The sequence below is a fragment of the Campylobacter sp. IFREMER_LSEM_CL908 genome (genome assembly GCF_025771545.1).
Lineage (GTDB): Bacteria > Campylobacterota > Campylobacteria > Campylobacterales > Campylobacteraceae > Campylobacter_D > Campylobacter_D lari_D.
Genome location: NZ_JAKMQK010000015.1, coordinates 24,539 through 35,906, shown reverse-complemented (window position 1 = coordinate 35,906; position 11,368 = coordinate 24,539). Strand labels below are relative to the sequence as shown.

At 28.9% G+C, this 11,368-nt stretch carries 11 protein-coding genes; 4 read left to right on the top strand and 7 right to left on the bottom strand.

Annotated features, from left to right (window positions below):
* The first annotated feature begins 174 nt into the window (after window positions 1-174).
* Both L8U04_RS07065 and gdhA read left to right on the top strand, forming a co-directional pair.
* Window positions 175-840, top strand: a complete 666-nt coding sequence (locus L8U04_RS07065; protein WP_133319772.1) for an MqnA/MqnD/SBP family protein — start codon at window positions 175-177, stop codon at window positions 838-840.
* Between the two features lie 12 nt (window positions 841-852).
* Window positions 853-2,220, top strand: coding sequence for an NADP-specific glutamate dehydrogenase (gdhA, locus tag L8U04_RS07060; protein WP_263709735.1), 1,368 nt, complete (start codon window positions 853-855; stop codon window positions 2,218-2,220).
* Window positions 2,221-2,242: 22 nt separating this feature from the next.
* Here gdhA and L8U04_RS07055 read toward each other — a convergent pair whose 3' ends face one another.
* Genes L8U04_RS07055 through selA form a run of 4 tightly spaced genes read right to left on the bottom strand, consistent with a single transcriptional unit; the run spans window position 2,243 to window position 6,653 of the window.
* Entirely contained in the window at window positions 2,243-2,770 is a 528-nt protein-coding gene (locus L8U04_RS07055) for a hypothetical protein (protein ID WP_263669889.1), read from the bottom strand.
* The gene (locus L8U04_RS07050; RefSeq protein ID WP_220566922.1) at window positions 2,757-3,470 is read right to left on the bottom strand and encodes a thioredoxin fold domain-containing protein; all 714 of its coding nucleotides are present in this window, start codon (window positions 3,468-3,470) and stop codon (window positions 2,757-2,759) included. The genes L8U04_RS07055 and L8U04_RS07050 overlap by 14 nt, the downstream gene beginning before the upstream one ends.
* A 53-nt stretch (window positions 3,471-3,523) precedes the next feature.
* Window positions 3,524-5,329 carry a selenocysteine-specific translation elongation factor gene (gene selB / locus L8U04_RS07045; protein ID WP_263709734.1) on the bottom strand — a complete coding sequence of 602 codons (1,806 nt, stop codon included), beginning with the start codon at window positions 5,327-5,329 and terminating at the stop codon, window positions 3,524-3,526.
* Window positions 5,322-6,653, bottom strand: coding sequence for an L-seryl-tRNA(Sec) selenium transferase (gene selA, locus L8U04_RS07040; protein ID WP_263709733.1), 1,332 nt, complete (start codon window positions 6,651-6,653; stop codon window positions 5,322-5,324). The genes selB and selA overlap by 8 nt, the downstream gene beginning before the upstream one ends.
* Window positions 6,654-6,743: 90 nt before the next feature.
* Here selA and L8U04_RS07035 point away from each other — a divergent pair, with 90 nt between their 5' ends.
* Window positions 6,744-8,396 (top strand): 4Fe-4S dicluster domain-containing protein, encoded by a 1,653-nt coding sequence (locus tag L8U04_RS07035; RefSeq protein ID WP_263664927.1) that lies wholly within the window; start codon window positions 6,744-6,746, stop codon window positions 8,394-8,396.
* Between the two features lie 86 nt (window positions 8,397-8,482).
* On the opposite strand, the gene L8U04_RS07030 is transcribed toward L8U04_RS07035, so the two are convergent.
* The 3 genes from L8U04_RS07030 to modA are packed head-to-tail and all read right to left on the bottom strand — an operon-like array spanning window position 8,483 to window position 10,463.
* A complete protein-coding gene (locus tag L8U04_RS07030) occupies window positions 8,483-9,337 on the bottom strand; it encodes an ABC transporter ATP-binding protein (protein ID WP_263709731.1) in 855 nt (284 codons plus the stop codon).
* A complete protein-coding gene (locus tag L8U04_RS07025) occupies window positions 9,331-9,720 on the bottom strand; it encodes a hypothetical protein (protein WP_263666371.1) in 390 nt (129 codons plus the stop codon). Before L8U04_RS07025 ends, L8U04_RS07030 begins: the two co-directional genes overlap by 7 nt.
* Complete coding sequence (gene modA / locus L8U04_RS07020; RefSeq protein WP_263666372.1) at window positions 9,717-10,463, bottom strand: molybdate ABC transporter substrate-binding protein; 747 nt, start codon at window positions 10,461-10,463, stop codon at window positions 9,717-9,719. The genes L8U04_RS07025 and modA overlap by 4 nt, the downstream gene beginning before the upstream one ends.
* 210 nt (window positions 10,464-10,673) lie before the next feature.
* Between modA and L8U04_RS07015 the strand changes: the two genes are divergently transcribed.
* On the top strand, window positions 10,674-11,360 hold the full coding sequence (locus L8U04_RS07015; RefSeq protein WP_263666373.1) for a VacJ family lipoprotein: 687 nt from the start codon (window positions 10,674-10,676) through the stop codon (window positions 11,358-11,360).
* Window positions 11,361-11,368 lie beyond the last annotated feature (8 nt).

Below are 11,368 nucleotides of genomic sequence, written 5' to 3'. Positions count from 1 at the left end.
ATATGAGTTATAAAAACATATTTTTTAAAAATCATTTAAAAAATATGTTTTAAATGTTACTTTTTTTCTTTTTAAATTATATAAATTTGATATTACTAGTGTTTTTAATAAAATTAATTTATATTTAAGATATTTTTTAATAGGATATTTTTACTTAATCATAGAAAGGTCGAGATGATTTTTGGTAAGATAGATTATCTTAATTTACTCCCTTTACATATCTATCTTAAAAAATCAGCTTTTCCTAGCTATGTTAAGCAAACTACAGAATACAAAAAAGGGGTTCCTAGTAAGCTAAATCGCCATTTGTATTTTAGACGCATTGATGCAGCGATTATCTCAAGTGTTGAAAGTCGTAGAAAAAAATACAAAACCTTAAATGTGGGGATTTGCGCAAGCAAAAAGGTAAAAAGCGTTTTAGTGAAAAAACAATCTGAAAGCAAAGAAGATGCAAGCTCTGCAACTTCTAATGCTCTTGCAAAAGTTTTAAAGCAAAAAGGGGAGGTTATCATCGGTGATAAGGCTTTAAAACTTTATTTGCAAAATCCAAAAGATTATATTGATTTATGCGAATTATGGTATGAAAAGACAAAACTACCTTTTGTTTTTGCTCGATTTTCTTGTATTAAAAATTTTTCTATTTATAAAAAAATGATGAAAAATTTCACAAAAAGTAAAATTTTCATTCCGCAATATATTTTGCTAGATTATTCTAAGTCAAGAAATCTTTCTCAAAAAGAAATTAGTGCATATTTAAAGCTAATTTACTACAAAATAGGAACAAAGGAGCAAAAGGCGCTAAAAAAATTTTTAGCCAATGCAAACAGCAAGATACTATAAAAAGGACAATTTATGAGTATAGCTAAACAATATATCAATGAAACCTTAGAAAAAATTCAAGCAATTTCCCCAAGACAACCTATCTTTTTTCAAGCAACAACTGAGGTGTTAAATTCTTTAGAACCTTTACTTGAATCTAACAAAACTTATCAAGATCATGCTATATTAGAGCGTATTGTTATGCCTGAAAAAACGACTATATTTAGAGTTGTATATATCAATGATGCGGGTAAAGCTCAAACGCATTTTGGTTATAGAGTGCAGTTTAATTCTAGTTTAGGACCTTATAAAGGTGGGATCAGATTTCATCCTAGTGTAGATTTAGATGTTTTGAAATTTTTAGGTTTTGAACAAATTTTCAAAAACTCTCTAACAGGTTTAATGATAGGGGGAGCTAAAGGAGGAGCAAATTTTGACCCTAAAGGTAAAAGCGAAGCAGAAATTATGCGTTTTTGTCAAGCTTTTATGGCCGAGCTTTCAAAAATCATAGGTGCAAGCACTGATGTGCCAGCAGGCGATATAGGGGTTGGTGCTAGAGAAATTGGATATATGTTTGGAGCTTATAAGAAAATTAGCTCTAATTTTGATGGAACTTTAACGGGAAAGAAAATTCCATGGGGTGGAAGTTTAGTAAGAACAGAAGCAACAGGGTATGGCTGTGTGTATTTTACTCAAGAAATGCTAGCAAAATATAACAATGCATTAGAAGGAAAAGAGTGTGCAGTTTCAGGTAGTGGAAATGTGGCAATTTATACCATAGAAAAATTACATCAACTTGGTGCAAAAGCAATCACAATAAGCGATAGCGATGGATTTGTTTATGATAAAGATGGGATAGATTTAGATTTATTAAAAGAAATTAAGGAAGTAAAAAGAGTTAGAGTGAGTGATTATGCAATGCTTAAAAAAGGTGCTATTTTTACTCCAAAAAGTGCGTATAAACAAGGTTGTAATGGAGTATGGAGTATACCTTGTGATATAGCTTTTCCAAGTGCTACGCAAAATGAATTAAATTTAGAAGATATTAAAACCTTATATCACAATGGTTGTCGTATGGTAGCAGAGGGAGCTAATATGCCAAGCACACTTGAAGCGATCGATTTTATGTTAAATCAAAAAGACTTTTTATTTGCGCCAGCTAAGGCTGCTAATGCAGGTGGTGTAGCGACTTCTCAACTTGAAATGCAACAAAATGCAAGTATGTGTCAATGGAGCTTTGAGGAAGTTGATGCAAAATTACATAAGATTATGAAAAATATTTTTGAAAATTCATACGAGTATGCAAAAGCTTATAATCATGAAGGAAATTTAGTAGTAGGCTCAAATATAGCAGGCTTTAAAAAAGTAGCTGATGCGATGATTGATCATGGTTATATTTAAAAAGATGGCTTAAATGCCATCTTTAGTGTATATAAAAAAAGCTTGTTATTTGATTAGCGATTTTTTCTTCTAAAGACTCTTTGGCTCTGTCTATATTGCCAAGATAAGCAGTTCTTGCTAAAAGCGAGGTGCTTTGAGTAGAGTTTTTGGAGCTAATTTGTAAATTAACTTGCAAAAGATAGTAATTTTCTACTTCCATTTCAAAAACATCATCTATTTTATCAAAATCATTATAAAAAAATCTCGCATTAGAAGCGCGTAATCTTTGTGCGTAAGAAAATTTCTTAAAATCTACTATATTGATATAAATTTTATAATCACTCTGAACATTATTTAAAACTAAGCCTAAATTTTGTAATTTTTGAGCGAGCTTGGCTTCTAAATTTGTGTTTAATTTTGAAGGATTATTGATGTGTAAAGAAAAACTTTGATTTTTACTAGCATGCAGGAAAATACCTTCATTATTTGTTTGGATAAAAGTTTGCATAGGGCCTGTGCAAGCACTTAAAAATAGTGCAAACACAAGCAAGAAAAAATTATTTTTGAGCATCGATTATAGTTGGCACAGCACGAAGACCAAGTTTAGAGTATTTTGCGAAAGTTTCTCTTACTGCTTTAACCTCAGCTTCACTAGGTTTTTTATAATCTTTTAAATTTTTATCATAATATTTTTTCATGATAGCGATTTTTTGCGCATCATCTTTAGCATTTTTACTTTCTTTGTAAATTAATGCAGATTTTTCAAAAGCACTAGTATCATGGATAGGGGTTAAGATAAATTTAACCTGATGAGTTTTTAGTGTTTCTTCTATTTTATCTAAATGCATTCTACAATATGGACATTCAGGATCGCTAAAAACATAAAGTAAAGGTTTGTTTTTATCGCCTAAAGAAATAAACATTTTTTCTTTTTTAAGTTCAACTAGAGCTTTTTTTGAAAATTCAGCTTGTTGTTTTTCCATGAGTTTTGCTTGATAAACTTGAGAGTAAAATTCACCTTTTTTTACATCAATTACTTCAGTTGTGATGATATTATCTTGAGTGAAAACGATTTCTTGGAAATTTTTACCACTAATTTCAAAATTAACTATCACAGCTTCAAAGTTAGTATCAGGAATTTTTTCTCTACTAGAAACACTAATGTTTGCATTTGATAAATTTGGATTTTTCTTAAAAAAATTAATAATTTCTTCATTGCTTGCAGCAAATAAAGAGCTAGCAAGAGTTAAAAGAGCTAAAGATTTTTTCATCATTTTCCTTTGTTTTAAAATTTTTGCACATTATAAAATGTAATCTTTAACACTTAGATTTTTAATATTCTTTTTTCCTCTATTTTTTTAACTTGAGGGTAGTTTTTATCAAGATATTCTAAATAAGCTATGGCATATTTTCTCGAAATTTTAAAATGATTTTTAACAAAAGCTACATCTAAATGATGATTTTGCAAAAGTTTTAAAAACTCTTGCATGAGATTTTCAAGAGTATTTTTTTCTATAAAAAGATTATGTGCTAATCTTTTGACTTTGTTTTCTTTGGTGAGTTTTTTTAAGATAAGATCTCCATTTTTTCTATCAAGCTCTAAATATTCATAAAGATTGTAAGGTGCAGTAGGTTTTATACCTTCTTTTTTTAAAATTTCATAAAGCTCACAATGAGCCTTTTCTTGTAATTTTTCAAAATCTTGTCCTTTTAAAAACCATATGCCATCTTTAAAATCTAATTTTTCTTGCATTTGCTTGAGTGTATAAGCGCAAAAGCTCTCACTTGCCCAGCTAAGCCTTAAGGCGATAGAATGAGGCGAGATTAAAGCATAAGGATTTTTAGAGAAAATAAAATCAATAAATTCTTTCAAAGTTTGCATAGCATTTAAATCATATACATTTAAAGCTTGCTCATCGACAAAAACATGATTTAAGCTTTTTGCTAGGTTTAGGGCTTGCTCATGAGTGAGTTTAAAGCGTTGATAGCTTGAAAGTAATCCAAAGCCAAGTTTGTGAGTTTGTTTTAAAAACTCAAATACCTTTTTTAAATCTTTTTGTTCTAAAAGTGCTAAATACTTAGCTTTTATATCTTTTTTTAAAGGCTCACTTACCGCATTAAGAACCACACCACCGCTTTTAATACGCCCATTTTCAAGCAAGATGAATTTATCATCAAAACACAAAGGTAAGCTTTTATCAAATTCTAAGTTAATATAAGTTTTATCTTCAAATTCTTTGATTACACTAATTTTTGTATTAAGCTTTTTTGAGCCACTACAAAATTCTAAAATACTCCCGTGTTTAATCTCTGTATTAAAAACAACCCCATCGATACTTTTAAAGCTTTTAAAAACACCTTTTTTACTTAATATATAGCCTTTTTTTAACTCATGATAATCACAGTTTAAACTCAAAGCAACCCTATTATAAGCTTTTGCTTCTAAAACATTTTCTTCATGAATTTGTATATTTTTTACAATGATATCTTTTTGATTTTCAAGGCAAAATATTTTTTCATTTTTGCTTATTTTTCCTTCATTTAAACTCCCTGTTACTACCGTTCCTATGCCTTTTAGAGAAAAAACCCTATCAATGTAGTATCTAAAAATCAAATTTTCATCATTTTCTTTAGGCTTTAAACTAAGTAGATAGTTTTTTAAATTTAATATACTTTGCTCATCATAAATGCTAGTTGGAAAAACTTTTAAGATATTGATTTTAAAGGCTTTTAATTCTTTTAAAAGCTCTGCTTGCTTTTGTACTAAATCCTTGCATAAATCAACCTTACTCAAAATAAGCACTACATCTTTTACGCCTAAAAATTCCAAAACCCTTAAATGCTCTATACTTTGAGCCTTTAAACCCTCGTTTATATCTATGACAAACATACACACTCTAAAGCCAAAAGCACCACTTATCATAGTTTTAATTAAACTTTCATGCCCAGGCACATCGATAAAAGCAATATTTAAATTTTCACTTTTTAAATTTGAAAAACTAAGATTAATCGTAATGCCTTTTTCTTGCTCTTCTTTTAAATTATCACCTTCAAAACCATTTAAAGCTTTAATAAGCGAAGTTTTACCATGGTCAATATGCCCAGCAGTGCCTATGATGATACTATGCATGAAATACCTCTTTAATAATGCTTATTATTTTGTTTAAATCTTTTTCTAAAATACTTCTAAAATCTAGCACAAAATGCCCATTTTCAACACGGCCGATTACGCCTTTTTTTCTAAATTTTTCTTGTAAAAGCAAAGCTTTCTCATCAAAACTTAACACAAAAGTATCTAAGCTTTTATCAGGCATAGAGCCACCACCTACTAAACTTTTAGAAGCTTTTAACTCGCATTTTATAGGAATTTTTTCTTTGACAAAGAGTGCTTTTTTTTCTATGGTTTTTAAATCATCATTTAAAAGTTTTAGTGTGGGGATTTTTTCATATTCTTTTTCTAAGTAAGCTTTGGCAGTTTCATTTAAAAAAGCTAGAGTGATTTTATCAACCCTTAGCATTCTTAGAAGTTGATTTTTCTTTAATTGTTGAATGTATTTTTTCTTTCCAAGTATAATGCCTGCTTGAGTAGAACCAAAAAGTTTATCACCGCTAAAACTTAAAATATCACAATGTTTTAAAAGCTCTTTCACACTTGGCTCGTTTTTACTAAGTTGTTTATTAATCTTTTCACACCAGCCAGCACCCAAATCATAATAAGATATGAGTTTTTTCTTTTTTGTCAAAGCGTGAATTTCACTTAAGCTTACTTCTTCAAAAAATCCTTTAAAAGCAAAATTAGAACGATGGGTTTTTAAAATCATCTTAGTATTTTCATTGATGGCTTTTTCATAATCATATAAATGAGTTTTATTAGTCGTGCCTATTTCTTTTAGTTTAACTCCAGCTGCTAGCATAACTTCAGGAATTCTAAAATTTCCCCCAATCTCAACTAACTCACTTCTTGAAGTAATAACTTCTTCATTTTTTGCTAAGGTGTTTAAGATCAAAAATACAGCAGAAGCGTTGTTATTAACAACCAAACAATCTTCACAATTAAATAATATTTTTAAATTCGCACTAAGTGCGTCATACCTTGAACCTCTTTTGCCACTTTGCATGTTAAACTCTAAATTAGAATAAGAGCAGATGATTTCTTTAGTTCTTTCAAAAATACTCTCATCAATAATGCTACGACCAAGATTAGTATGTATGATAACTCCACTAGCATTGATCAAACTTTGACTTTGCATGTTTAAAAACTCATCAATACTTTGGGCAATTTTACTTAGCAAATCTTGCAAGCTAAAATTTAAATTTTCATTTTTACTCAGTTCTTTTTTACAATTTGAAACAACTATTTTTGCAAAATGAGATCTTAAATACAAAGGATAATTAGCTAAGTTTTCATCGTTTATAAGTGTGTTTATGGGTGGAAAATTTCTAAATTTGTTCATCTTAAACCTTAAGAATAAATTAGTAAAATTATAACTTTTTTATAATGAAATTTATATAATTAAGATTAAAAAAATTTAAAAGAGAGTGTTATGAAAGATTTTGTATTTTTAGAAAATGAAGATTTAATTCCTTTAAGTGATGATATTAGCATAGTTCAAAAAGCCTGTAATGAAGAAGTTTTTATAGGAAATTCAAAGCTTTTAAATCCTGAAGTTTATGCACCTGAGATTAATTTTTACCTTAAAAACTCACAAGATGATGTGCTTAAAAAAGCCAAAACTATTGAGTCCTTATATAAGATTAGATCTAAAGTTTATGATTTAGGACTTGATTTAGAATACACCAAAGAAGTGGGTAAAAATGTAATTATTGTAAGCAATGAGGATCAAAATGAGCTTATTGAAAGCTTAAAAAAACAAGAATACAAGGTTTTAAAATTAAGTAATGAGCAATGTTTGGGTGTTTTAGGTTGCGTGGGCGAGCTTTGTGTGATAGCTTTAAAAGATAATGAGCAAGTAGAGATTGATTGTGATTTTTTCTTATATGATGTAAAAAAAGAAAGTTTTGATCAACAAAGTGGTTGCTATGATTTAACTACTTTAAGTCAAGAAGAGCTTATAAAACTTTTAAATTCTAATTCTCCAAAATATAAATTTAGAAATTATATTAGTTATGATGATAGCATTTGTCAATACCATGAAAGAAGAAGTATTCATTGTGGAAAATGTGCTGAAATTTGTCCTAGTGTGGCTATTTTAAAAGATGATGAGCAAAGAAAATTAGAATTTTCTCATGTGGATTGTTTAAGCTGTGGTGATTGTGTGGGGATTTGTCCTAGCGGAGCACTTGATTATGCACCTATGCCACGCAATAGCTTTTATGAAATTTTAAAATTTTATGAAGATAAAATCATTTTAATAATCCCTGAGAAAATGTCTATAGAAAATTTAAATATCACTTTAAAAGAAGATGTAATGCCTTTTATGATTAAAGGCGAAAACTATCTTGATCAAGCACATTTTTTAGCTATGCTTCAAACAAGTGGTGCGAGTGTGATTTTTTATAGTGATGGCTTATCGCAAGGTGCTTTAGAAGTGATAGCTTTGATGAATGAAATTTTTCAAAGAAAATTTAAACAAAACGCAATTTTTCTAGCTAAAGATGAAAAAGAACTTTTAGAGGCTATAAATCAAGCTCATTTTATAGAAAATCTTAAATTTATATCTTATAATCCTGCGCTTTTAAAAAGAGAAGATTTTGCTATAAGATTAAGAGAGCTTATAAAGGAAGAAAATTTAGGCAATATCCCAAGCAAAGAATGGATACGCTATGGAAAAATCACCATTAATGCAGACACCTGTACTTTATGTCTTTCTTGTGTGGGAGCTTGTAATGTAGGAGCTTTAGTGGCTGATACTAAGGATAATTCTTTGAAATTTAATGCAAGCTTATGTACTACCTGTGGGTATTGTGAGGCAAGTTGTGCTGAAAAAGATACTTTAATGCTTCAAAGAAGTGGGATAGATTTGGAAAAAGAGTATTTTTCTTTTATGGTTTTAGCTCAAGATGAACTTTTTGCTTGTGTAGAGTGTGGGAAAGAATTTGCTACTAAAAAGGCCATTGAAAAAATTGCTAGCATTATGAAACCAAGATTTATAGGTGATGAAGCTAAGATAAAAACACTATATTGCTGTGCTGAATGTAAAGCAAAAGTAATGATACAAAGTATGAATGTGCTTTAAGCCAAAAGGCTTAAGCACTAAGTTTTAGCTTGTATTAAAAATTTTATATAATTTTTTAATATACAAGTTAATGTAAATTATAGTTTTTATACTTTGCTTAAATTTAGCGCAAAAGCTTTTTGGCTCAAAAGCACTTCATCATTTTCTTTAAAATCTTTAGCTTCTAAAGGGCTTAGCGCTACTTGGCTGATTTGATTACCTATGGCAAGTATGGCTATAAATATGCTATCTTGCTTTTGTAGTTTTAAAATGCGTGCTTTTATAGCAAATTTTTGTGAGCCTTGTGTCTTTAAAAAAACTTCATTAGGCGAGCCTTCTTTAATGATAGCTCCATTTTCTAAAATGATGACTTTATTAGCTAGTTTATAAACTTCACTTACATCATGGCTGATTAAAATAGTAGTGATTTTATAAGTTTTATGTATATTTAAAAGATAATCATGCAAGTGTAGTTTTATCTCATTATCTAAGGCGCTAAATGGCTCATCTAAAAGTAAAAGTTTGGGTTTTTGCATAATGGCTCTTGCTAAAGCTACGCGTTGTTTTTGTCCCCCACTTAGTTCTAAAATATGACTTTTTTTGTGTTTGCTTAAATCTAAAAGTTCTAAAAGTTCATTAGCAAATTTTAGATCTTTTTTGGCAAAAAGTAAGTTTTGCTCTACATTCATATTTTCGAATAAAGCATAATCTTGAAAAACAAAGCCAAGTTTTCTTTTTTGTGGGTTTAGAAAGTTTTTATCATCAAAAAATATCGTATTATTAAAAGTGCAAATTCCTTGTGCTTTTTCAAAACCCGCTAAAATTCTCAAAAGCGTAGTTTTACCACTACCACTTTTTCCAAAAATAGCACAAAATTCTCCTTCTTTAACTTCAAATTTAACCTTAAGTTTAAATTCTTTTTCTTTATTTTTAAAGATTTTTTCAAAGTCAAGTTTTAGCATAAATACTCTTTGATAAATAAAGCACTAGGATGTACATAAGCAAATACAAAATCATTTTTTTGATAATTTTGCTCTAAAAACTCATGGGTACTAATTTGAGCTTCGAAAGTGCAAATTTCATTTTCTAATCTTACGATAGTGATGATTTGTCCTTGGAAAATATCAATGATTTTTGCATAAAAGGTATTTAAAAATGAGTTTTCTAAATTTTTTTTACTAAGCAAGCACTCGCTACTTTTAAAAGCAAGTAAAACTTCTTGATCAATGCTTGCTTTTTCATCAAGTTCTAAAGCAAGCATATATAATTTATGTTTGTTTGTAAGAAATTCTACCCAGTTTATATTTTCATGATTTTTTATAGTATTTATTTTAGCTTTAATCATGGGATATTATAGCCATAAGCTTTGAAAATTTCCTTAGCTTTTTTGCTTAAAATAAAATCATAAAATTTCTTTGCTTTAGCATTATCTTTACCATAAGAAGTGATGATAATGCCTTGATTGATTGGTTCATAAAGCTTTGGATTGATTAAAATATAATTTTTTCCTTCTTGGAGTTTATAAGATTTTAGCGTATCTTCATATAAAGCACTTGCTGCTATAAAACCCACATCGGCTGCTTTTAATGTTTGAGTAAGTGCTTCTCCTATGGATTTTGCCTCGATAATTTTAGTTTTTGTTTGCTCATAAATTTTAGCATTTTGTAAAGTTTCTATACTAGCTTGACCATAGGGAGCAGCTTTGGGATTAGCTATGGTGATGATTTTTACTTTTTCTTCTTTAAGCGTGTCTAATCCTTTGCTTAAATCCATTCTAACACTTAGTAAAGCTAAAGCTCCTTGAGCATAAATAACAGGTTTTGTACTAGCAAAATTATCTTCATACAAACTTTGTGCAAATTTCATATTTGCAGCCATAAATATATCAAATGGCGCTCCATTTTTGATTTGCGAAACTAAATTTCCACTAGCACCTAAGCTTACATTGATACTAATATCAGGGTTTTCTTTTTGAAATTCTTTTTGTAAGGCTTTAAAAGCGTAAGCTACATTTGCAGCTGCAGCGATATTTACATCAGCACTATAGCCAAAAATACACAAAAAAAGTAGGGTAAAAATTTTTTTCATTTTTTATCCTTTTAATAGTAAATTTTAAAAAATTATAGCTTATTTTTAAAAGCAAAAATAAATTTATATTTTTTGCATATTTTCTAAGACTTATTTCATAAGCAAATAAAAATTACTAATTTTTTTTAAAGAATATTTTTAATGTAAAAATTTATTTTAATTTTTGTATAATATAAGATTTCAATTTATGAAATTTTAAAAGGAAAAAGCTTGTTAAAATACATACTAACTTTGTGTTTATTTTTTAACACTTTGATTTTAGCAAATGACTTTGAAGATTTTGAACAAGAATATCAAAAAAAAGAAGTCAAAGATAGCTTTTATACTTACAATAAAGCTATGAGTAAATTTAATTATGATCTTTATACTTATTTTTTAAGACCGGTTGTGTTTTCTTATAAAAGCATTACTCCAAGCTTTATAAGAACAGGTGTAAAAAATGCTTTTGATACTACAAGATCACCTTTTAGATTTATTAATCACCTTTTAAGTTTAGAATTTAGAAAAGCTGGTGAGGAATTTGGAAGATTTTGTGTGAATGTGATTTTTGGATTTGGTTTGTTAGATAGTGCGAGTAAAACTCCTTTAAAAAGTTATGAAGCTGATTTTGGAACGACTTTGGGTAAATGGGGAGTAGGTAGTGGAGCGCATTTAGTGCTTCCGCTTTTAGGTCCTTATAATGTAAGAGATGCTTTAGCTTTGCCTGTAAATTGGTTTATGGTGCCTGAGGGGTATATTGAGAATTTTTGGGTTGGTGTGGGTGTAAATGCTGCATTAAAACTCAATGAATTAAGTTTTGAGTATGAAAAAATAGATGATATTTACCAAAATAGTGTAGATTATTACATTTTTATACGCGATGCGTATGAACAAAGACGCCAAGAACTCATCAAATAAGGAGATAA

Bases quoted from the DNA above. Each gene is read 5' to 3' on its own strand.
- L8U04_RS07065 (WP_133319772.1), top strand. From the start codon at position 175: ATGATTTTTGGTAAGATAGATTATCTTAATTTACTCCCTTTACATATC.
- gdhA (WP_263709735.1), top strand. From the start codon at position 853: ATGAGTATAGCTAAACAATATATCAATGAAACCTTAGAAAAAATTCAA.
- L8U04_RS07055 (WP_263669889.1), bottom strand. From the start codon at position 2,770: ATGCTCAAAAATAATTTTTTCTTGCTTGTGTTTGCACTATTTTTAAGT.
- L8U04_RS07050 (WP_220566922.1), bottom strand. From the start codon at position 3,470: ATGAAAAAATCTTTAGCTCTTTTAACTCTTGCTAGCTCTTTATTTGCT.
- selB (WP_263709734.1), bottom strand. From the start codon at position 5,329: ATGCATAGTATCATCATAGGCACTGCTGGGCATATTGACCATGGTAAA.
- selA (WP_263709733.1), bottom strand. From the start codon at position 6,653: ATGAACAAATTTAGAAATTTTCCACCCATAAACACACTTATAAACGAT.
- L8U04_RS07035 (WP_263664927.1), top strand. From the start codon at position 6,744: ATGAAAGATTTTGTATTTTTAGAAAATGAAGATTTAATTCCTTTAAGT.
- L8U04_RS07030 (WP_263709731.1), bottom strand. From the start codon at position 9,337: ATGCTAAAACTTGACTTTGAAAAAATCTTTAAAAATAAAGAAAAAGAA.
- L8U04_RS07025 (WP_263666371.1), bottom strand. From the start codon at position 9,720: ATGATTAAAGCTAAAATAAATACTATAAAAAATCATGAAAATATAAAC.
- modA (WP_263666372.1), bottom strand. From the start codon at position 10,463: ATGAAAAAAATTTTTACCCTACTTTTTTTGTGTATTTTTGGCTATAGT.